Source organism: Aurantiacibacter sp. MUD11 (assembly GCF_026967575.1).
In the GTDB taxonomy this organism is placed as follows: Bacteria; Pseudomonadota; Alphaproteobacteria; order Sphingomonadales; family Sphingomonadaceae; genus Alteraurantiacibacter.
Window position 1 is genome coordinate 681,956 of sequence record NZ_CP114054.1, and the last position, 19,798, is coordinate 701,753.

22 protein-coding genes are annotated in these 19,798 nt (G+C 64.4%); 10 read left to right on the forward strand and 12 right to left on the reverse strand.

Features of this window, described 5'->3' with window-relative positions; translation table 11 throughout:
* Window positions 1–23 precede the first annotated feature (23 nt).
* Both rnd and OZN62_RS03315 read left to right on the forward strand, forming a co-directional pair.
* Window positions 24–1,256, forward strand: coding sequence for a ribonuclease D (rnd, locus tag OZN62_RS03310; RefSeq protein WP_269101332.1), 1,233 nt, complete (start codon window positions 24–26; stop codon window positions 1,254–1,256).
* A complete protein-coding gene (locus tag OZN62_RS03315) occupies window positions 1,253–2,149 on the forward strand; it encodes a hydrogen peroxide-inducible genes activator (protein ID WP_269101333.1) in 897 nt (298 codons plus the stop codon). Before rnd ends, OZN62_RS03315 begins: the two co-directional genes overlap by 4 nt.
* Before the next feature lie 9 nt (window positions 2,150–2,158).
* Here the strand turns inward: OZN62_RS03315 and pgsA are convergent, their stop codons facing one another.
* The gene (gene pgsA / locus OZN62_RS03320; RefSeq protein ID WP_269101334.1) at window positions 2,159–2,752 is read right to left on the reverse strand and encodes a CDP-diacylglycerol--glycerol-3-phosphate 3-phosphatidyltransferase; all 594 of its coding nucleotides are present in this window, start codon (window positions 2,750–2,752) and stop codon (window positions 2,159–2,161) included.
* A gap of 119 nt (window positions 2,753–2,871) precedes the next feature.
* On the opposite strand from pgsA, the gene OZN62_RS03325 reads away from it, so the two are divergent.
* Complete coding sequence (locus tag OZN62_RS03325; RefSeq protein WP_269101335.1) at window positions 2,872–4,200, forward strand: MFS transporter; 1,329 nt, start codon at window positions 2,872–2,874, stop codon at window positions 4,198–4,200.
* 2 nt (window positions 4,201–4,202) lie between these two features.
* Here OZN62_RS03325 and OZN62_RS03330 read toward each other — a convergent pair whose 3' ends face one another.
* Complete coding sequence (locus OZN62_RS03330) at window positions 4,203–4,412, reverse strand: hypothetical protein (RefSeq protein WP_269101336.1); 210 nt, start codon at window positions 4,410–4,412, stop codon at window positions 4,203–4,205.
* A gap of 124 nt (window positions 4,413–4,536) precedes the next feature.
* Between OZN62_RS03330 and OZN62_RS03335 the strand changes: the two genes are divergently transcribed.
* Window positions 4,537–6,192, forward strand: a complete 1,656-nt coding sequence (locus OZN62_RS03335) for a thiamine pyrophosphate-binding protein (RefSeq protein WP_269101337.1) — start codon at window positions 4,537–4,539, stop codon at window positions 6,190–6,192.
* A gap of 3 nt (window positions 6,193–6,195) precedes the next feature.
* On the opposite strand, the gene OZN62_RS03340 is transcribed toward OZN62_RS03335, so the two are convergent.
* Complete coding sequence (locus tag OZN62_RS03340) at window positions 6,196–6,606, reverse strand: EVE domain-containing protein (protein ID WP_269101338.1); 411 nt, start codon at window positions 6,604–6,606, stop codon at window positions 6,196–6,198.
* A gap of 125 nt (window positions 6,607–6,731) precedes the next feature.
* On the opposite strand from OZN62_RS03340, the gene OZN62_RS03345 reads away from it, so the two are divergent.
* From OZN62_RS03345 to OZN62_RS03370, 6 genes are read left to right on the forward strand one after another with little or no spacing between them, the layout of a single operon-like run.
* Window positions 6,732–8,381, forward strand: coding sequence for a putative bifunctional diguanylate cyclase/phosphodiesterase (locus OZN62_RS03345; RefSeq protein WP_269101339.1), 1,650 nt, complete (start codon window positions 6,732–6,734; stop codon window positions 8,379–8,381).
* Window positions 8,382–8,433: 52 nt separating this feature from the next.
* Window positions 8,434–9,243, forward strand: coding sequence for a diaminopimelate epimerase (dapF, locus tag OZN62_RS03350; RefSeq protein WP_269101340.1), 810 nt, complete (start codon window positions 8,434–8,436; stop codon window positions 9,241–9,243).
* Window positions 9,225–10,418: a MiaB/RimO family radical SAM methylthiotransferase gene (locus tag OZN62_RS03355; protein ID WP_269101341.1), complete on the forward strand. Its 1,194-nt coding sequence runs from the start codon at window positions 9,225–9,227 to the stop codon at window positions 10,416–10,418. The genes dapF and OZN62_RS03355 overlap by 19 nt, the downstream gene beginning before the upstream one ends.
* Complete coding sequence (gene ftsY / locus OZN62_RS03360) at window positions 10,415–11,503, forward strand: signal recognition particle-docking protein FtsY (protein ID WP_442864387.1); 1,089 nt, start codon at window positions 10,415–10,417, stop codon at window positions 11,501–11,503. The genes OZN62_RS03355 and ftsY overlap by 4 nt, the downstream gene beginning before the upstream one ends.
* A complete protein-coding gene (locus OZN62_RS03365; RefSeq protein ID WP_269101342.1) occupies window positions 11,503–12,168 on the forward strand; it encodes an inner membrane-spanning protein YciB in 666 nt (221 codons plus the stop codon). The genes ftsY and OZN62_RS03365 overlap by 1 nt, the downstream gene beginning before the upstream one ends.
* A 4-nt stretch (window positions 12,169–12,172) precedes the next feature.
* The gene (locus tag OZN62_RS03370) at window positions 12,173–12,574 is read left to right on the forward strand and encodes a hypothetical protein (protein WP_269101343.1); all 402 of its coding nucleotides are present in this window, start codon (window positions 12,173–12,175) and stop codon (window positions 12,572–12,574) included.
* A gap of 4 nt (window positions 12,575–12,578) precedes the next feature.
* Here OZN62_RS03370 and OZN62_RS03375 read toward each other — a convergent pair whose 3' ends face one another.
* From OZN62_RS03375 to ccmC, 9 genes are all read right to left on the reverse strand, one after another.
* Window positions 12,579–12,863, reverse strand: coding sequence for a hypothetical protein (locus OZN62_RS03375; RefSeq protein WP_269101344.1), 285 nt, complete (start codon window positions 12,861–12,863; stop codon window positions 12,579–12,581).
* A gap of 11 nt (window positions 12,864–12,874) precedes the next feature.
* The gene (locus OZN62_RS03380; protein WP_269101345.1) at window positions 12,875–14,767 is read right to left on the reverse strand and encodes a potassium transporter Kup; all 1,893 of its coding nucleotides are present in this window, start codon (window positions 14,765–14,767) and stop codon (window positions 12,875–12,877) included.
* A 92-nt stretch (window positions 14,768–14,859) separates the two neighbouring features.
* The gene (locus OZN62_RS03385; RefSeq protein WP_269101346.1) at window positions 14,860–15,534 is read right to left on the reverse strand and encodes a tetratricopeptide repeat protein; all 675 of its coding nucleotides are present in this window, start codon (window positions 15,532–15,534) and stop codon (window positions 14,860–14,862) included.
* On the reverse strand, window positions 15,531–15,953 hold the full coding sequence (locus OZN62_RS03390; RefSeq protein ID WP_269101347.1) for a cytochrome c-type biogenesis protein: 423 nt from the start codon (window positions 15,951–15,953) through the stop codon (window positions 15,531–15,533). The genes OZN62_RS03385 and OZN62_RS03390 overlap by 4 nt, the downstream gene beginning before the upstream one ends.
* Window positions 15,950–16,486 carry a redoxin family protein gene (locus OZN62_RS03395; RefSeq protein ID WP_269101348.1) on the reverse strand — a complete coding sequence of 179 codons (537 nt, stop codon included), beginning with the start codon at window positions 16,484–16,486 and terminating at the stop codon, window positions 15,950–15,952. The genes OZN62_RS03390 and OZN62_RS03395 overlap by 4 nt, the downstream gene beginning before the upstream one ends.
* On the reverse strand, window positions 16,483–18,438 hold the full coding sequence (locus OZN62_RS03400; RefSeq protein ID WP_269101349.1) for a heme lyase CcmF/NrfE family subunit: 1,956 nt from the start codon (window positions 18,436–18,438) through the stop codon (window positions 16,483–16,485). Before OZN62_RS03400 ends, OZN62_RS03395 begins: the two co-directional genes overlap by 4 nt.
* Entirely contained in the window at window positions 18,435–18,896 is a 462-nt protein-coding gene (gene ccmE, locus OZN62_RS03405; protein ID WP_269101350.1) for a cytochrome c maturation protein CcmE, read from the reverse strand. The genes OZN62_RS03400 and ccmE overlap by 4 nt, the downstream gene beginning before the upstream one ends.
* On the reverse strand, window positions 18,893–19,033 hold the full coding sequence (locus OZN62_RS03410) for a hypothetical protein (protein ID WP_269101351.1): 141 nt from the start codon (window positions 19,031–19,033) through the stop codon (window positions 18,893–18,895). Before OZN62_RS03410 ends, ccmE begins: the two co-directional genes overlap by 4 nt.
* Window positions 19,030–19,776, reverse strand: a complete 747-nt coding sequence (gene ccmC, locus OZN62_RS03415; RefSeq protein ID WP_269101352.1) for a heme ABC transporter permease CcmC — start codon at window positions 19,774–19,776, stop codon at window positions 19,030–19,032. Before ccmC ends, OZN62_RS03410 begins: the two co-directional genes overlap by 4 nt.
* Window positions 19,777–19,798 lie beyond the last annotated feature (22 nt).

The window sequence follows — 19,798 nt, forward strand, 5'->3', positions numbered from 1 at the left end:
GGCCAAGACAGAAAAGATCGTAAATGCAAATCCATCCCCTGATTACCAAGACCAAGGACCTCAAGGCGCTGTGCGACCGGCTGGCCCAAGGCGAATTCGTCTGCGTGGACACGGAGTTCATGCGCGAAAACACCTACTACCCGCTGCTGTGCCTGGTGCAGGTCGGCAATGAGGACGAAGCCGCCGCCATCGATCCGCTGGCGGACAATATCGACCTCTCTCCGCTGCTGGAGCTCCTGACCGAGAACGAGGACGTGCTGAAGGTTTTCCATGCCGGCGGGCAGGACGTGGAAATCGTCTACAACCTCACCGGCAAGACTCCATTCCCCATTTTCGACACGCAGATCGCAATGATGGCGATCAGCCAGTCGGAACAAATCGGCTATGCCAACCTCGTCGAGTCCTGGCTGAACAAGACCATCGACAAGGGCGCGCGCTTCACCGACTGGAGCCGCCGCCCGCTGACCGACCGGCAGATCGAATATGCCATCGGCGACGTCACCTATCTGGCCAAGATCTTCCCGAAGATCCTGAACAAGCTGATCAAGACCGATCGCGGCCACTGGCTGAATGCCGAGATGGAGAAGCTGGCGGACCCGGCCAATTACGCCAACGACCTCGAACTCGCATGGCGCCGTATCCGCGCGCCCGGTCGCAACCCGGCGGTGCTGGGGCGACTGAAAGCGCTCGCCGCCTGGCGCGAGACCGAGGCGCAGGACAAGAACATCCCGCGCGGCCGCATCATCCGCGACGAGACCCTGGCCGACCTCGCCAGCCACCCGCCAAAGAAGCAGGTGGACCTCGCCAAGGTGCGCGGCCTTTCCAACGCTTGGAAAGATAACGACATCGGCAAGCGCCTGATGCGCGTGCTGAACACCGCAGAGCCGCTGGCGGCCGAGGAAATGCCCGAGAAGCCCAAGCGCGGCGCGCCGCTGGGCAAGGAAGGCGCACTGGTGGCCGACCTGCTGAAGCTGCTGCTCAAGATCCGCGCCCGCGAGATCGACGTCGCCTCGCGCCTGCTCACCAAGTCGGACGAGCTGGAAGCGCTGGCCGCCGGCGTGCGCAAGCTGCAAATCCTCGAGGGCTGGCGTTTCGAGGTCTTCGGCAAGGATGCGCTCGACCTGGTCGAGGGCAAGCTGGCCTTCGCGGTCGAGAAAGGGCGCCTGAAGATGACCCACATCGACGATGTCGCGAACGGCGATGCCACCGTGCACTCGGCCAAGGCCATGGCGGAGGCCGAAGCGGCAGAGCAGTGAGCACCTACCTCCCCACGATCAAGCAGCTGCAGTATCTGGTGGCACTGCACGAGCACCAGCACTTCGGTCGTGCGGCGGAGGCGAGTTTCGTTTCCCAATCCACCCTTTCGGCAGGCATTCGCGAGCTCGAATCGCTGCTGGGGGTTACACTGGTCGAGCGCAGCCGCCGCGTGGTCCGCTTCACCCCGCTGGGCAATTCGGTGGTCGAAAAGGCCCACCGCGTGCTGCGCGAGACGGAGGAGCTGGCCGAGCTGGTGCAGGCCGCGGGCAAGCCGCTTTCCGGCGAATTGCGCATGAGCGTGATCCCCACCATCGCACCCTTCCTGCTACCGCGCATCCTGCCGCGGCTGCGCAAGGAACGCCCGCAACTGAAGCTGTTCCTGCGCGAGGAAACCAGCGAACACGCCATCGAATCGCTGCATCACGGCCGCGCCGACTGCGTGCTGCTGGCCCTGCCCTTCGCCACCGGCGAGGTGGAGAAGGAAAAGATCTGCGACGATGCGCTCTACGTCGCCTTCCCGAAGGACGACCCGCGCGATCCGCCGCCGGAAATCTCCCCTGCGATGATCGACGAGGGGCGGCTGCTGCTGCTGGAAGACGGCCACTGCCTGAAGGAACATGCGCTGGCTGCCTGCAACCGGCCGGAAATGCGCGCCAGCGCGACGATGATCGGCACCAGCCTGCACACACTGGTGCAGATGGTCGACAACGGCCTGGGCCTGACGATGCTGCCCGAAATGGCCATCGAGGCAGGCATCTTGCACGAGACCGACGTGGTCGCCCGCCCGCTGAAGGGCAGCCAGACCAGCCGCGAAATCGCCCTGGTGTGGCGCACGAACTCGCCGCGCTCGGACGAGTTCAGGCTGCTGGCGGAGGAATTGCGGGCCGGATAGCGCGTCGCGTCAATCCATGTGCTTCAGGCCGACGCGCAGGTAGTCCCAGCCGGTAATCAACGTGAGGATCGCCGCGCCCCACAGGGTGATCAGGCCGACCGTGTGCGGCACGTTGGCGTCGAGTTCTCCCAGTTGCACCGTCCAGCCGGGCAGGCCCTGGCCGAGGATGAGGGAACCGAGCGCGATCAGCTGGAAGGTGGTCTTCCACTTTGCGAGGCGCGACACGGGCACACTGACCTGCAGACCGCCGAGGAATTCGCGCAGGCCCGACACGGCAATCTCGCGAATCAGGATGATCAGCCCGGCGATCACGTGCATGTCGCCCACGTAGGGGCCCCGCAGGATGCCTTGCGCGGCCAGCACCAGGATGACGGTCGCCACCATGATCTTGTCGGCAATGGGATCGAGGAAGATGCCCAGCTTGCTCACCGCGCCGCTGGATCGCGCCAGCATCCCGTCGAAATAGTCGGTGATTCCCATCAGCGAATAGAGCGCGAAAGCGAGCAGGAAGCCGAGTTCCCAGCCGGGCCACCACATCAGGAAGGCCAACAGCGGAAGCGCCATGATACGGCTGAGCGTCAGGATATTGGGCAAGGTCAGCATGTCGGCGACAGCCCTAGCCGCTAATCGGCGCAGGAAAAAGCACGCTTGCTGCTGCCATTTGGGAGAAAAGCCGTTAGACCCCTGCCAAAGAAGGCCCTGGGGCGCAGCATGTAGGCACTATGTTCACTTCCACTTACCTGCTCAAGCAGCGGCGGTTCCTGCCGCTATTCTGCACCCAGCTGCTGAATGCGTTCAACGACAACCTCTACAAGAATGCCATGGTGCTGTTCGTCGTCTACAGCATCTACAACTCGGCCGAGGACGAGACCGGCTTCAGCGCCGTCGCCTCGGCAGTGTTCATCCTGCCGTTCTTCCTCCTCTCCGCGCTGGCCGGGCAGCTTGCCGACATGCGCGACAAGGCGAAGATCATCCGCATCGTGAAGGCAGCGGAAATCGGCATCATGGTCGTCGGCGCAGCGGGGCTGATGCTGGCGCTGAAAGGCGTGATGGTGAATACGCTGGCCCTACCGCTGCTGATGCTGGCGCTGTTTGCCATGGGCACCCATTCGACCTTCCTCGGCCCGATCAAGTATTCGATCCTTCCCCAGCACCTGAAGAAAGACGAGGTGCTGGCGGGTACGGGGCTGGTGGAAGCGGGAACCTATGTCGCCATCATGGGCGGCACGATCCTGGCCGGGTTCATCTCGGTGGAACTGGCCGCCATCGGCGTTATCCTGTTGGCGGTGCTCGGCTTCTTCACCAGCCAGAAAATCCCCTCCGCCCCCGCGATGGGCGAGATCGAGCCGATCGACTACAACCCCATCACCGGCTCCATCAGACTGGTGCGCGACACCATGCACAACCGCGAGGTGTTCTACGCCATCCTCGCCATCAGCTTCTTCTGGACCATCGGTGCTGTGCTGTTCATCCAGTTCCCGCCGCTGGCCAAGAACGTACTGTTCGCCAGCAAGGAAGTCGCCAGCCTCATGCTGGTGGTCTTTTCCATCGGCGTCGCCATCGGTTCCGTCGCCATCAACATGCTGCTGCGGGGCAAGGTATCCGCGCGCTATTCGGCAACCTCGGTCGTCGCCATGGGCCTGATGGTCGCGGTACTCTATTTCGTGTGCCGGGCCTGGCAGCAGGGCGTCACCGACATGGCGCTGATGGATGCGACGACCTTCCTGTCCTACCCGCTCGCCTGGCTGGTGCTCGCCACGCTGCTGTCGATTGCGATTTTCGGCGGCATGTTCGTCGTGCCGCTCTACGCCTTCCTGACCACCAAGGTGCACAAATCGGCAGCCAGCCGCGCGGTGGCGGCGAACAACATCGTCAATGCGGGGGCCATGGTCGGTGGCTCGGCGGTCGCCGGGGGGCTGAGTGCGATCGGTATTCCGCTGGTCGAGCAGCTGCTGCTGAGCGCGGTCATGTGCCTGATCTCCGCCTGGCTGGGCGGCAAGCTGTTCAAGGCGGAAAAGCTGGCGAATACCGCCGCGGTTACGGCAGGCTGACGTCAGGCGATGAAGGTGAGTGTCGCAAGGAAACCAGCGGCATAGGTTGCCGCGACGGTTTCCAGGTCCCTCCGCGTCACCCCAAGGGCGATCCGCTTTCGCCACGGAGCCATCGGCTCGACTTCGTTCGCCCGGCGCAGGACGTGGGGCGGAAGCGAGGCCCGGAACCAGTGGCGGGACGACTCGGTGGTGAGGACAAGTGATCTTCTCATGACGCCCGTCTTAACGATTTGGTAACCACTCGGCTCCCGCGTTAATACATATGTCCACCGTCGGGACGGTTGGTAACTCGCGCAACCGGTTGCCGCTCCCGCGCGCCGGGGCTACCGCGTTTGCATGAGCAAGACCGCTGCCCGACTCCTCGTCGATTGCCTTGTCGAACAGGGCGCCACGCGCGCTTTCACCGTCCCCGGCGAAAGCTTCCTTCCGGTTCTGGACGCCCTCGCGACCTGCGACGAGATCGAGACGATTACCTGCCGGCAGGAAGGCGGTGTCACCTTCATGGCCTGCGCCGACGGCAGCATGACCGGCCAGCCGGGCGTGGCCTTCGTCACGCGCGGACCCGGTGCCACCAACGCCAGCATCGGGGTGCACGTGGCCATGCAGGACAGCCAGCCGATGATCCTGTTCATCGGCGATGTCGACCGCTCCATGCGCGACCGGGAGGGCTTCCAGGAAGTCGATTTCCCCGCCTTCTTCGCGCCGATTGCCAAGTGGTCAGCGCGGATCGACGATGCCTCGCGCATTCCCGAATATGTCGCCCGCGCGTGGTCCACGGCCATTTCCGGCCGACCGGGACCCGTCGTGCTCGCCCTGCCGGAGGACATGCTGCACGAGGATGGCATCACCTCACCCGTGCGCCCGGCTGTCACCAGGCCCGCACAGGCCCCCTGCCCCGACGTGATGGCCACCATCATGCAGATGATCGGCGACGCGGCGGCTCCGCTAGCCATCGTCGGCGGCGCAGGCTGGAATGAGCGTACGCGGCATTACTTCACCGAATTCGCGGAGCGCATCGGCATACCCGTTGCCACCGCATTCCGACGGCAGGACGCGCTACCGCCCGCATCGAAGGTCTATGCCGGCAACCTCGGCTACGGTCCCAGCCCCAAGCTGGTCGAGCGGGTCAAGGCGGCGGACCTGCTGCTGGTTGTCGGTGCGCGCCTGGGCGAGGCGACGACCGACGGTTACGCCCTCATCACGCCGGACCATCAGGACCAGCGGCTGATCCACGTCCATCCCGATCCGGAAGAACTGGGCCGCGTCTATCGCACGGACTTGCCCGTCTGCGCCGACATGGCCGAATTCGCCGAGAGCGCCGCGCTGTGGGACGATGGCGACGCGATCGATTTCGATTGCGGAGCGCAGGCTCATGCCGAGTGGCTGGAATGGAACACTCCGCGCGAAGAGGCCAAGTTCGATCTCGACCTTGCAGTAGCGATGGGAACCTGCCGCCGCCTGCTGCCGGAGGATGCCATCATCTGCAACGGCGCCGGGAACTTCGCCGGCTGGTGGCACCGTTACTGGCGCTATGCGGGATACCCCTCGCAACTGGCCCCGACCGCAGGTGCCATGGGCTACGGCGTTCCGGCAGCCGTCGCGGCAGCACTACGCTTCCCGGATCGCTGCGTCGTGGCGGCAGCCGGTGACGGCGATTTCCTGATGAACGCGCAGGAACTGGCCACCGCGGCGCAATATGACTGCGACATGCTGGTAATCCTGTTCGACAATTCCACCTACGGCACGATCCGCATGCACCAGGAACGCGAGTATCCGGGGCAGGAGGCGTCCACCCACCTCGCCAATCCCGATTTCGCGAGGATGGCGGAAAGCTACGGCGGCTGGGGCGTGCGGGTGGAGAACAACGCGCAGTTCGACACGGCAATGGCAGAGGCGATGAGCCGCAAGGGCATCCGCCTCATCCACTGCATCACCGATATCGAGCAATTGTCCGCCGCCGGGGCTACCGTCAGCGGAATGCGTGGCGGCTAGTCCCTAGCCCTTCGCCATTCCGAGGATCTTCTTCCATTCGCCGGGCGTGATCTCGGCGACGGAGAGTCGCGACAGGCGGACCAGTTCGATCCCCTCAAGCTCGGGATTGGCCTTGATGGCCTTCAGCGTCACGAAATTGTCGAGCGGCTTGACCGGCTTCACCTTCACCGTGGGCCACTTCCCCTCCGGATCGGTGGGATCGATCAGTCCCGCCTCGCTCACCTCGGCGATACCGACGATCTCCAGCCCCTTGTTGGAATGGTAGAAGAAGCACTGGTCGCCCTTCTTCATCGCCTTCAGGTTATTGGCTGCCCGATGGTTGCGCACACCGTCCCAGATGGTCTCTCCATCCTCGACCAGCTGGTCCCACGAATACTTGAACGGCTCGGACTTTATCAGCCAGTAATTGAGCAATTTTCTCTCCTTCACAGTACCGGGAAATCGGGCATTCGACCCTAGTCGGCAGGTTAACCCTATGTTGAACTTGCTGCGCGATAAACCCCCGCTGGAAACGGGGATTCTCGCCTTTGGCAAAAGCGATGGACAGCAAGGACGGCCCTGACAAGGGCAAGATAGAGAATGCGGAGCGGGATATTGTCACGCTCGGCATCGCCATTGCTGCCGTCATCCTGTTCGTCGGCACCGGCGGTTCCGTCATGCCGCAGATCATGCGGGCATGGATGGGGCTCGGCGAAGCACCGGATCTGTTGCTGACCAATGCCGTACTGCTCAATATCGCCCTGCTGATCTTTGGCTGGCGCCGGTACAAGGACCTGCATCACGAGGTGGAGGTTCGCCGACAGGCCGAAGAGCGCGCCCGCGAACTGGCCGAGCGCGATCCGCTGACCGGTTGCCTCAACCGCCGCAGCGGGCCGCCCGCCATGGAAGCGCTGCGCGAAGAACTGAAGGGCACCCACCGCGAGCTCGCGGTGCTGATGATAGATCTCGATAACTTCAAGCAGATCAATGACCTGAACGGCCATCTCATGGGTGACACGGTGCTATCCACCGTGGCCGAGCGCATCCAGGAGTTACTGCCGGAGAAAGCCGTTCTCGCGCGCATCGGTGGCGATGAGTTCGCCTGCGCCTTCCCGTTCGACTACGACGCCCGCGACCAGGTTGAAGAAGCTGTTGCACGCATCATTTCCCACGTTTCCGCGCCGATTGCCGCCAACCAGATGTCGGTCGAAGCCACGGTTTCGATTGGCCTCGCCCAATCGGGCGCAATGTATCTGCCGGATTCCGAACCCGATGCCGAAGCCCTGCTCCACCGCGCCGATATCGCCATGTACCAGGCCAAGAATCGCGGCCGAAACCGGTTCTACTGGTTCGAACCGCAGATGGAGGACGAGCTGCGCTTCCGCAACGAGCTGGAAGCGGGAATTCGTCGTGGCATCGCGGCTGGCGAATTTGTCCCCTATTACGAACAGCAGATCGACCTGGAAACCGGCGAACTCGCGGGTTTTGAGATGCTCGCCCGGTGGAAGAGTCCGGTTTACGGCATCGTCAGCCCTGAAATCTTCATTCCCATCGCCGAGGAAATCGACCTCATCGGCAAGCTTTCCGAAAACCTCATCAAGCAGGCACTGGAAGATGCCAAGGACTGGGACAACAGCCTGACGCTGTCGGTCAACATCTCCCCGATCCAGCTTCGCGATCCATGGTTCGCGCAGAAGCTGCTGCACATGCTGGTGGAGAGCGGTTTCCCCCCGGCACGGCTGGAAATCGAGATTACCGAGAGCTGTCTGCACGAAAACATCGGGGCCGTGCGCTCCATCGTTTCCAGTCTCAAGAACCAGGGCATCACCATCAGTCTCGACGACTTTGGCACCGGCTATTCCAGCTTGTCGCAGTTGCGCTCCTTGCCGTTCGATCGACTCAAGATCGACCGCAGTTTCATCTCCGAACTGGCCGGAGATGCCAATGGCAAGGAACTGGTGGAGGCAATCGTTTCGCTCGGTAAGGGGTTGTCGCTTCCGGTGACCGCAGAGGGTGTGGAAGACAACGACGTGCTTGGTCACCTCAAGGGCATGGGGAAGCTGAAGGGACAGGGTTATCTCTACGGCCAGCCCGAGGATAGCGAGGCCACACACAGTCGTCTTGCGGAGCTGAACATGCTGAAATCGCGCCAGCGCAACGAACCGGCAGAGCCCGTCGGCGAGCTCGCAGAGCAGCGCAAAGCCGGCTAACCAGGCACTTCTCGCCATTGCGATAGCGGCCTCACGCCCCTAGGTGGCGCTGATGCGCGTCGAATTCATCAAGATGCATGGACTGGGGAACGACTTTGTCGTGCTGGACGCACGCCAGGCTGCCCTGCCTGCAATCCATGGCCAAATTGCGCGCGCTATCGCCGACCGGAGGCAGGGCATCGGCTGCGACCAGCTGATCCTGCTCGAACCCGATGCCGACGCAACGGTGCGCATGCGCATCTTCAATGCCGACGGCGGCGAGGTGGAAGCCTGCGGCAATGCCACCCGCGCCATCGGCCTGCTGCTGGGCCAGCCAGCGACGATCATGACCAAGGGCGGACTTGTCGCGACCCGGCCCGATGCAAACGGCATCGCCGTCGACATGGGCGAACCGCGCTTTGACTGGGATGCCATCCCCCTCGCCTATGCGATGGACACGTTGTCCATGCCGGTCGGCTGGGAAGAGCTGGAGCAGCCCGCCGCCGTCAACGTCGGCAACCCGCACGTCATTTTCTTCGTCGAAGACCAGGCCACGGTCGACCTTGCCCGCCTCGGTCCGGCAATCGAGACCGACGCGCTGTTCCCTGACCGGATCAACGTCAACGTGGCGACGGTGGCGGACCGCCAGACCATTCACCTGCGCGTGTGGGAACGCGGCGCCGGGCTGACCCGCGCCTGCGGTACCGGCGCCTGCGCCACTGCCGTCGCGGCAATGCGCCGGGGCCTGACGGGCCGCGAAGTCACCGTCCACTTGCCCGGTGGCCCGCTGATGATCGGCTGGGGCGAGGACAACCGCATCACCATGACCGGCGCTGCGACCGAGGCCTTTCGCGGCAGCTTCGAATGGGACGATTACGCGTGAGCCAGCCTCCCGAAGTGATTTCCCTCGGCTGCCGTCTCAATATCGCCGAGAGCGAGCGCATCCGCACCCTCCTCGCTGACGAGCGGGACGTGGTTGTGGTCAACTCCTGCGCGGTGACGATGGAGGCCGTGCGCCAGACGCGTCAGGCCATCCGCAAGGCACGGCGTGCCCGTCCCGACGCGCGCCTGCTGGTGACCGGCTGCGCCGCCGATATCGAGCGCGAGCAGCTGGCGGCGATGCCCGAAGTCGACGGGCTGGTGCCGAATACGCAGAAGCTTGATGCCCGCGCGTGGAACGTGCCGGAACGCACCCAGCCGGTGCCGCCCAAGCACACCCGCGCCTTCATCGCCGTGCAGAACGGCTGCGATCATTCCTGCACTTTTTGCGTCATCCCGCAGGGGCGCGGCGGCAGCCAGTCGATGACGATTGAAGAGGTACTGAAAGAGGTCGAGCGGCACCTTGACCAGGGCGCACCCGAAGTCGTGCTGACCGGCGTCGACGTCACCAGCTGGGGCCACGACCTGCCCGGCGCACCGCCGCTGGGCGAACTGGTGCGCGCCGTGCTGGACACCTTCCCCCAGCTCCAGCGGCTGCGCATGTCGTCGCTCGACGGAGTCGAAATCGATCCACTGCTGTTCGAAATGTTCGCCTCCGAACCGCGCCTGATGCCGCACCTGCACCTGTCCCTGCAGCATGGTGCCGACCTGATCCTGAAGCGGATGAAGCGGCGGCACCTACGCCATGACGCCATCGACCTGGTGCAGCGCCTGAAGGATCGTCGTCCCGATCTGGCCATCGGCGCGGACCTGATCGCCGGCTTCCCGACCGAAACCGAGGAACACCATGCTGACAACAGCTCGATCATCGCCGAGCTGCCGGTCGTGCACGGTCACATCTTCCCCTATTCGCCGCGGCCCAACACGCCTGCCGCGCGCATGCCGCAGCTGGACCGCGCGCTGATCAAGGCCCGCGCCTCAGATCTGCGCGCTGCCGTCACCAAGGCCCGCGCCGCGTGGCTGGAAAGCCTTGTGGGCACCCGCCTTACGGTCCTTACCGAGACGGACGGCACGGGCTATGCGGAGAACTTCGCACGGGTCGCGGTGCCGGAAGGCGCGGCTCCCGGAACCATTGTTACTGTGACGCCCACGCGCGTCGAGGAAGGTTTGCTGCTGTGAGCAAGAGCTGGACCGAAAGGCTGTTCGGAGGCTTCCGCAAGACTTCGGACCGCCTGTCCGAGAACCTGTCCGCGGTAGTCGAATCGGCAGAGCCGATCGTCGAGGAAGAGCAGGCGGAAGAGCAGGCGCCAGAACCAGCTCCCGAACCGGTTGCAGAAGCGGAACCGACTCCGGCTCCTACTCCGGCCCCCGCTACCACGCCTTCGCCGGAGCCTGCCTCCATCGTCGCCAAGGTCGCCACCACCATGCGCACGGCCAAGCTCGATGATGCGACGCTCGACGAGATCGAGGATGCACTGATCGTCTCGGACCTCGGCCCCAGCGCCGCTGCCCGCATTCGCGACAAGCTGGCGGAGAAGCGTTTCGGTCTCTCGATCACCGAGCGTGAACTGAAGGAAGCCGTGGCGGAGGAAATCGCCGCCATCCTGCGTCCCGTCGCCGTACCGCTGGAAATCACCGCCTTCCCGCGCCCGCAAGTGATCCTCGTCATCGGCGTCAACGGCAGCGGCAAGACCACCACCATCGCCAAGCTCGGCCACTGGCTGAAGGAAGACGATTACAGCGTGATGCTGGCAGCCGGTGACACCTTCCGCGCCGCCGCCATCGGTCAGCTGAAGGTGTGGGCGGACCGCATCGGCGCACCGATCATCACCGGGCCCGAAGGCGGCGACCCCGCCTCCATCGTGTTCGACGCAGTGAAGAAGGCGACCGAAATCGGCACCGACGCGCTGATCGTTGATACTGCAGGTCGCCTGCAGAACAAGCGCGAGCTGATGGACGAACTGGCCAAGATCAGGAAAGTGCTGGGCCGCCTGAATCCAGAGGCACCGCATGACGTGATCCTGGTGCTTGACGCCACCAACGGCCAGAATGTCCTCGGCCAGATCGAGATCTTCAAGGAAGTCGCCGGTGTCACCGGCCTGATCATGACCAAGCTGGACGGCACGGCCCGCGGCGGCGTGCTCGTGGCTGCGGCAGAGCAGTACGGCTTGCCCATCCATGCCATCGGCGTGGGCGAGACGCTGGAAGATCTGCGCCCCTTCGATCCCAATCTGGTGGCGCGCGTGATTGCAGGAGTGGCCTGATGGCTGACGAACCCGCCCAGACCGAACCCAAGCAGAAGCCCAAGTCCGGCTGGCTCAACGTCGCGGTCGACTACGGGCCGCTGCTCGTGTTCTTCCTGGTCTACAAGTACTACTCCCCCGACAATGCCGGGGAGGACACGGCGGGCGAGATCCTTGCCGTCATCAACGGCACCGGCGCCTTCATCGTCGCCTCGCTGATCGCGCTGGCCGTCAGCAAGCTGCGGCTGGGCAAGGTCAGCCCAATGCTGTGGGTTTCGACCACGCTGATTGTCGGTTTCGGCGCGCTGACGATCTACTTCCAGGACGAACGTTTCATCCAGTGGAAGCCGACCATCATTTACGTGCTCTTCGCCGCCTTCCTGCTGGGTGGCTATGCGCGGGGCAAATCGCTGTTGAAGGTGCTGCTGGAAGCCGCGTTCGAAGGCCTGAGCGACGAGGGCTGGCTGAAGCTGTCGCGCAACTGGGGCCTGTTCTTCATCGTGCTGGCCGTGGTCAACACCGCCCTGCTGTTCACTGTCAGCTTTGAAACGTGGCTGGCGGCAAAGCTGTGGCTGTTCCTGCCGCTCACCTTCCTCTTCACCTTCACCCAGGTGCCCATGCTGATGCGGCACGGCCTCTCGCTGGAGGACACCGAGGAAGTCGTCCAGAACCCGCCCCACGAGTAACCGCGTGAGCGCCGATGACCTTTCCGGCCAGTGGAGCGGCGAATACGCCTATCCGCGCGATACCGGTCCGGTCACGCCGTTCCTTGCCATTATCGAGGACCATGGCGGGCGCCTGACAGGCACCATCATCGAACCGAACACGGTCGAAAGCGGCACGCTGGAAGCCGATCTGGTGGGTTTGCGCCATGGCACGGGGGTGGACTTCACCAAGACCTACACCCCGGGCGCATCGCGCCACTACTCCCATCCTGTCGATTATGTCGGCAGCGTCAGTGAGGACGGGCAGGTCATCAAGGGTGTCTGGAGCCTGCTGGACCTCGACGGGACTTTCGTGATGCGGCGCGAGCTGACGCGCGAGGAAATGCTCGAACGAGAGGCCGAGGTGGCCGAGCCTGTCCGCGACTAGGCGGTCAGAAGATGCCCACGGCCAGTTCGGCCCAGACCAGCAGGAAAACGCCGAAGGCGGCTGCCACGGCAGCCAGACGGAGCGTGCCGCTCAAGGGCAGGCGAAAGAACAGCTCGATCGCGGCACCAAGGCCCAGCAGCAGGCCGCCCATCACCACGAAATCGCCCGGGCCCCAGGCCACCTCGTCGGTAAACTGCATGGCGATGGCAGGCAGCAACAGCAGCGCTGCCGCGAGTCCCCAACCGGCAAGTCGCCAATGGAAACCTGATCTTGCAGCCGCTGCGTCCATCGCACACCTCCCTAGATTTCGACCTGACTTCCCAATTCTACCACGCGATTGGTCGGCAGGCGGAAGAATTCCATCGGCGTTGCCGAATTGCGCATCATCCACGCGAACAGCTTCTCGCGCCATACGGCCATGCCGGGCTTGTCCGCCGCCAGCAGCGTCTGCCGGCTGAGGAAGAAGCTGGTCTGCATCATGTCGAACGGGCCGCCGCACATCTCGCGCCGTTGCAGGGCGGCGGGGACGTCGGTCTCCTGCATGAAGCCATAGCGCAGCACCACGCGGAAGAAGCCGTCGCCCAGTTCCTCGATCGAGCAGCGATCCGCTTCGTCGATGTAGGGCACGTCCTGGATGGCCACGGTCAGCACCACCACGCGTTCATGCAGCACCTTGTTGTGCTTGATATTGTGCAGCAGCGCCGAAGGCGTGCCGGCGGAGGCGGAATTCATGAAGATCGCCGTACCCGGCACGCGCGCCGTGCTGGACCGGGCCGACTTGGCGAAAATGTCGAGTGGCAGGCCAGCCTCGGTCATGCGGGCGCGCATCAGCTTCCTGCCCTTCGACCAGGTGGTGAGGATAGTGAAGGCGATCGCACCCACCATCAGCGGGAACCAGCCGCCATCGGGCACCTTCGTCAGGTTGGCGGCGAAGTAGGCACCATCGACGATGAGGAACACCAGCACGACGGGAATGGCTATCCACTTGGGCCATTTCCACACGCCGATGAACAGCACCGCCATCAGCAGGGTATCGATTGTCACCGCCCCCGTTACCGCGATGCCATATGCGCTGGCGAGGTTGGAGGAGTTCTGGAAAGTCAGCACCAGCAGGATCACGGCGCACATCAGCGCCCAGTTGATGATCGGGATGTAGATCTGGCCCGAATGTTCGTCGCTGGTGTGGCGGATCGACAGGCGCGGCACGAAGCCCAGCTGAATGGCCTGGTGCGTGATCGAGAACGCGCCCGAAATCACTGCCTGGCTGGCGATGAAGGTCGCGCAGGTAGCGAGGATCACCAGCGGCAGGCGATAGGCCTCGTCGGCAAGGAAGAAGAACGGGCTCATGATGGCCTCTTCCGCTGCTGCATCGGGCAGGCCGAGAATCATCGCACCCTGGCCGAAGTAGTTGAGCAACAGGCAGGGCATGACGAACCCGAACCAGGACAGCTTCATCGGGCCGCGGCCGAAGTGGCCCATGTCGGAATAGAGCGCTTCTGCACCGGTCACGGCCAGCACCACGGAGCCCAGGGCGAGGAAGGCAAAGACCTTGTCGGTGATGAAGAACTGGATCGCGTACCACGGGTTCAGCGCCCAGAGGATTTCCGGCGTACCGAAGATCTGCACGATCCCGAGAAAAGCGATGACCGTGAAGTAGATCATCATCACCGGTGCAAACAGCGCACCGACCTTGGCCGTGCCGCGCTTCTGCAGGATGAACAGGAAGATCAGCAACACCAGCGCAATCGGGATGACGAAGGGGTCCAGCCGGTGGTCCACCACCGTCAGGCCTTCCACCGCAGAAAGCACTGAAATTGCGGGCGTAATCATGCTGTCGCCGTAGAACAACGCGGTCGCGAAGACGCCCAGCAGAACGATCAGCCAGCCGTAATTGGTCTTGCCCAAGCTACGCGAAAGCAGCGCGACGAGAGCAAGACTGCCACCCTGCCCGTTATTGTCCGCGCGCATCAGAATGGTGACGTACTGGATCGCCACGACCAGCGTCATCGACCAGAAGATCAGGCTGACAACGCCCAGCACGTGCAGGTCGTCGATCGGCAGGCTGTGTGCCCCACGGAAAGTCTCGCGGAATGCGTAGAGCGGACTCGTACCGATATCGCCGAAAACGATGCCAATGGCACCGGCGGCGAGCTTCAACTTGGCTGATTCCCGGTCTTGTCCGGCTGCGCTCATATGGATTTAAAGCCCATCTGGCCCTTTCTCGGGCAGCGAAGCGGCGGCGTTAGCAGCAGCGCGCACGCCTCGCAACATATTGCAGCGCAGCATTACTCTGCGCCGTCCTCCGGCGGGACAGCTTCAGCCTGCGCGGCAGCGTTCATCGCCCCCAGCATTCCGTCGAGTCGCGACAGGCGCTCTTCCAGACCTGCCCGGCCCTCGGCATCCTCAGGCCCGGATTCCAGCGTCTCGCGCCATACCTGCCGTGCTTCCATCAGCCGGCCCTGCTGAACCAGCGACACCCCAAGGAAATAGCCGGGAGCGAGGCTGTCGGGCTTGACCGTGGCGGCACGCTGGTAGGCATAGAGCGCAGCCTGCGTCAGGTAGCCGTCGGCATGTTCGGTAAGCGCGATGCCCTGTGCCAGCCAGGCCTCGAAATCCTGCGGGTTCTCTCGCGTGACGCCAGCCAGCATCCGCGCCGCCTCTTCATAGCGACCGCGCCGGGCCATGGCGTCGGACGTCACCATGAACTGCGACGGTGACCAGTCGCGCTGCGGCACGAATTCGCGGCGGGCGGCAACGACATCGAATGCCTGCTCCTGCTGCGCCTCGTCGGCGGACTTGGGCGCGGCGGGCAAATCGGGGCTGGCCTGCAGCGCATATCCCGCCAGGCCGAAGCCGAGCGCGGCCAGCAGGCTGGTCCACAGGTTACGCGCAAGGCCGAAGCCGAAGGCAGCGAGCGCGAAGGCGACCAGCGCCAGGGCGATGACAGCGAGCCAGGTCATGCGTCTTCCTGCTTTCCGCCGCGTCCGACACGGCGCAACAACACGGTGCCCGCCAGCAGCAGCAGCACGATGGGGATCGCGAACAGCGGCCAGGTCGTCTCGCTGATCTGCGGCTCGTAGCTAACATAGTCGCCATAGCGCGACACCAGCCAGGCGCGGATTTCGTCGGGGCTCTCGCCGGCCTCGATCCGCGAACGGACCTGGTGGCGCATGTCGCCCGCCATGGGTGCATCGCTGTCGGCGATGGACTGGCTCTGACACTTGAGACAGCGCAGCGTCTCCATCAGCTCACGCGCCTGTTGTTCCTGCGCCGGGTCTTCCAGCTGGGTGTAGGCATAGGGCGCGGGCGGCATGCGGTCCTGCGCCGCAACCGGCACGGAGATGGCGAGCGCCAGCAAGGTGGCGAACCAGCGGATCATGCGCCAGCCTTCCGCAGTTCTTCCAGCAGCACCGCTACGTCATCTTCGCGGATGTCGCCGATGTGCTGGTAGGTGATGCGCCCTTCCCCATCGATCACGAAGGTCTCCGGCACGCCGGAGGAACCGATGGACAGCTGCACTTCGGAAATGTCGTCGCGTCCGATGCGCGTGAAGGGATTGCCGTAGATCGCCAGGAAGCGCTCGACGTCTTCGGGCCGGTCGCGAATGGCGACGGCGACGATATTGGCACCGGCGCGCTCCAGCTCCTCCAGCTGCGGCGCCTCGGCCGCACAGGGGATGCACCAGCTGGCAAACACATTGAGCAACCGTGGCTCCCCGTCCGCCAGGTCCACGCTGGAAAGGCCCGGACGGCTTTCGACGATGGCCGGCAGGTCGAACGCAGGGATCTGCTCGCCCACCATGGCGCTTTCGACGAATTCATCCTTCGGCTGCGTCAGCTGGTAGGCGAACAGGCCAAACAGCGCGGCAGCGAAGCCGACGATGATCCAGAGCGAGTAACGCAGGCGTTTCATGCGACGGCCACCTCTTCCTCGTCAGGCAGGTTCTCGCCGGCCTTGGCCGCGGCGCGGCGACGCAGGTCACCCACGACACGCCCGACCAGCGCCAGTGCGCCACCCAGCGCGATCAGCAGGCCGCCATACCAGATGAAGGTGACGAACGGCTTCCACCACAGGCGCAGCTGCCAGCGACCATCCTCTGCCATGTTGCCGATGGCGACATAGAGCTGCCCGTTCCAGCGAGTGACGAGCGCGACTTCGCTGGTCTCCTGCGGGGGAGCCCAGAAACTGCGTGACTGCGGGAAGGTCTCGATCGCGCGCCCGCCCTCGTAGGATACGAAGAGGTCGCCCTGCATGGCTGTCCAGTTCGGGCCGGCCACGGGGCTGACCGAGGCAAGCGTGGCTTCCCACGGGCCCACGTCCACCGTGTCACCCGGATTGGCCGCCACCAGCCGTTCCTGCTGGAAGGCAGTGTCGGCGGCCATGCCGAACAGCGCGACAGCAACGCCGAAATGCGCCACGCACATGCCCCAGATCGCCAGCGGAGTGCGGCGCAGGCTGCGACCACGCAGCGGCATGAAGCTGGCCACGCCCACGGCAATCGCCAGCACCAGCCCCAGCAGCGGCAGGATATCGATGTCGCCCAGCGCGATGACCAGTACCAGCACGCCGACGGCCACCGCACCGGTGATCGCCACCGGCAGCTTGATTCGCGCGAACTCGTCCTTGCGCCAGCGCAGTAGCGGGCCGACCGCCAGCACCACCAGCATGGGCAGGAAGAAGATCGCCCCCACCGGGTTGAAGTACGGCGGACCGACGGAGACGCGCACGTCGAAAGCCTCGGTCAGCAGCGGGTAAAGCGTGCCCAGCAATACGATGCCGAGGATCGCCGACAGCGCGACGTTGTTGAACACCAGCGCGCCTTCGCGGCTGAGGATGGAGAAACGCTCCCCTTCCGCCACGGTATTGGCGCGCAGGGCGAAAACCACCAGAGCGCCACCGATATACAGCACCAGCAGCGCAAGGATGAAGCTGCCGCGCTCCGGATCGACGGCAAAGGCATGCACCGAGGTGAGGACGCCCGAGCGGACGAGGAAGGTGCCGACCATGCTCATGGAGAAGGCGACCACGCCCAGCATGATCGTCCAAGTGCGCAAGGCGTCGCGCGCAGCGAGCACGCTGGCCGAATGCAGCAACGCCGTCGCGGCCAGCCACGGCATCAGCGAAGCATTCTCCACCGGGTCCCAGAACCACCAGCCGCCCCAACCCAGTTCGTAGTAAGCCCAGTAGGAACCGGCGGTGATGCCAATAGTGAGGAAGATCCACGCTGCCAGCACCCAAGGGCGCATGACGCGAGCGAAATCGGGGGTGACATTGCGCGTCAGCAGCGCGCCAACGGCAAAGCTGAATGCCACCGACAGGCCGACGTAGCCGATGTAGAGCGTGGGCGGGTGGAAGGCGAGGCCGATATCCTGCAGCAGCGGATTGAGGCCGTTACCCTCCGCCGGAGCGGGCGAGATGCGCTCGAACGGGTTGGAGGAAAGCAGCAGGAAGGCATAGAAGCCGAGACCAACGAAAGCCTGCGCGCCAAGCGTCGCCATCATCGTCTTTTCAGGGAGGCGCCGTTCGATCAGCGCAATGGCACCGCCGGCTATTGCCATGACGGTGATCCACAGCAGCATCGAACCTTCGTGGTTGCCCCACGCGCCCGAGAGTTTGAAGATCAACGGCTTCATCGAGTGCGAATTGCTGGTGACCAGCTTCACCGACAGGTCGGTGACGGCGAACACCCACAACAGCGCGGCGAAGGCGATCGCGCAAAGCAATGCCTGCAGCATGGCGGCAGGCCGCACCAGCGCGGTGACTTCGTTCTCCGCATCGCGCGCGCCAATGAAGCCGCCCAGCAATTGCAACACGGCCAGCGCGGCGGCCAGCCACAGGGCAGCAAGACCGATTTCGGCAATCATTCGACGGTCGCTTCCAGCTCCTCGCGCATTTCTGCGGTGGTCATCCCCTCCAGCTCGCGCGGCATGTAGTTCTCGTCATGCTTGGCCAGCAGGTTGCTGGCCACGAAGACACCGTCGGCCCGCATGGCGCCCTCCGCCACCACGCCGGAGCCTTCGACGAACAGGTCGGGCACGATGCCGGTGTAGGTGACGGGCACCCTCGCCTCGCCATCCTGTACCACGAATTCCACCGTGATGCCGTCCGCCGCGGTCTGGATCGAGCCGTTCTCCACCATGCCGCCAAGACGGATGGCTTGCCCCGGCTCGGGCGGAGAGGCGGCGATATCGGCAGGTACATAGAAGTAGTTTGCCTGGTTGCGCAGCGCATAGGCGGCCAGCAGGCCGGCGCCGACGATGGCGATGAGGGCGATGACCAGCAGGACCAGCCGCTGGTGTTTGGGTTTGAGACCTGTCGTCATTTCTTCTTTGCCTTGTCGCGGCGTTCCTCTGCCCGGCGCATGGCGGCAAAGCTGAGTCCTACCAGCAGCGCCGTGCCGACCACGGTAAGGCCGAATGCCGCATTCACGAACAACATCTGGTCAAGGGCTTCCCTCATGCGGGCACCTCCCCTGCCTGCAATTCGGCCTTCTGCGCCTTGCGTCGCAGGCGCGCCTCCGCCTGGATGTCCGCCAGAATGGTGCGCATCCGGGCCAGCACGACGCTGCCGAACAGCAACGAGAAGCCGAGGGTGGCAGCCAGCAGCGGCCACAGGAAGACGGGGTCGATTGCACTCTGGCCCATGGTGATGCTGGGCGGCTGGTGCAGCGAGTTCCACCACACGACAGAGCGGTTGATGATCGGGATGTTGATTGCGCCGACGAGGCCGAAGATCGCGGCGATGCGGCTCGATTGGCCTTCGCGCGCCAGCGAACCGGACAGCGCGATATAACCGAAATAGAGGAACAGCAGCACCAGCATGGAGGTCAGCCGACCGTCCCACACCCACCAGGTGCCCCAGGTGGGACGTCCCCAGATGGAGCCGGTGGCAAGGCAGATCGCGGTGAAGGTGGCCCCCGGCACCGCGGCGGCGCGTGCGGCGATGGCGGCCAGCGGGTGGCGCCACACCAGTTCGACGAGGCTGGCCAAGGCAATCGCGGTCCAGCCACCCATGCCCAGCCAGGCGGCGGGCACATGGACAAACAGGATTCGCACCGTCTCGCCCATCAGCCGGTCGGGCGGGACCTGGGTATAGCCCCACAGCAGAGCACCGCCCGTCAGCAGCAGCCCGCTGACCAGCAGGAGCGGCGTGAGCCACTTGGCGATTCTCAGGAACCGGGCGGGATTTGCGAAGCCGTGCATCGTCGGACAAAGTCTATCTACG

Bases quoted from the DNA above. Each gene is read 5' to 3' on its own strand.
- OZN62_RS03390 (WP_269101347.1), bottom strand. From the start codon at position 15,953: ATGATCCGCTGGTTCGCCACCTTGCTGGCGCTCGCCATCTCCGTGCCG.
- dapF (WP_269101340.1), top strand. From the start codon at position 8,434: ATGCGCGTCGAATTCATCAAGATGCATGGACTGGGGAACGACTTTGTC.
- OZN62_RS03330 (WP_269101336.1), bottom strand. From the start codon at position 4,412: ATGAGAAGATCACTTGTCCTCACCACCGAGTCGTCCCGCCACTGGTTC.
- OZN62_RS03365 (WP_269101342.1), top strand. From the start codon at position 11,503: ATGGCTGACGAACCCGCCCAGACCGAACCCAAGCAGAAGCCCAAGTCC.
- OZN62_RS03345 (WP_269101339.1), top strand. From the start codon at position 6,732: ATGGACAGCAAGGACGGCCCTGACAAGGGCAAGATAGAGAATGCGGAG.
- OZN62_RS03380 (WP_269101345.1), bottom strand. From the start codon at position 14,767: ATGAGCGCAGCCGGACAAGACCGGGAATCAGCCAAGTTGAAGCTCGCC.
- OZN62_RS03335 (WP_269101337.1), top strand. From the start codon at position 4,537: ATGAGCAAGACCGCTGCCCGACTCCTCGTCGATTGCCTTGTCGAACAG.
- OZN62_RS03385 (WP_269101346.1), bottom strand. From the start codon at position 15,534: ATGACCTGGCTCGCTGTCATCGCCCTGGCGCTGGTCGCCTTCGCGCTC.
- OZN62_RS03325 (WP_269101335.1), top strand. From the start codon at position 2,872: ATGTTCACTTCCACTTACCTGCTCAAGCAGCGGCGGTTCCTGCCGCTA.
- ccmC (WP_269101352.1), bottom strand. From the start codon at position 19,776: ATGCACGGCTTCGCAAATCCCGCCCGGTTCCTGAGAATCGCCAAGTGG.
- OZN62_RS03375 (WP_269101344.1), bottom strand. From the start codon at position 12,863: ATGGACGCAGCGGCTGCAAGATCAGGTTTCCATTGGCGACTTGCCGGT.
- OZN62_RS03355 (WP_269101341.1), top strand. From the start codon at position 9,225: ATGGGACGATTACGCGTGAGCCAGCCTCCCGAAGTGATTTCCCTCGGC.
- OZN62_RS03395 (WP_269101348.1), bottom strand. From the start codon at position 16,486: ATGAAACGCCTGCGTTACTCGCTCTGGATCATCGTCGGCTTCGCTGCC.
- rnd (WP_269101332.1), top strand. From the start codon at position 24: ATGCAAATCCATCCCCTGATTACCAAGACCAAGGACCTCAAGGCGCTG.
- OZN62_RS03400 (WP_269101349.1), bottom strand. From the start codon at position 18,438: ATGATTGCCGAAATCGGTCTTGCTGCCCTGTGGCTGGCCGCCGCGCTG.
- pgsA (WP_269101334.1), bottom strand. From the start codon at position 2,752: ATGCTGACCTTGCCCAATATCCTGACGCTCAGCCGTATCATGGCGCTT.
- ccmE (WP_269101350.1), bottom strand. From the start codon at position 18,896: ATGACGACAGGTCTCAAACCCAAACACCAGCGGCTGGTCCTGCTGGTC.
- OZN62_RS03410 (WP_269101351.1), bottom strand. From the start codon at position 19,033: ATGAGGGAAGCCCTTGACCAGATGTTGTTCGTGAATGCGGCATTCGGC.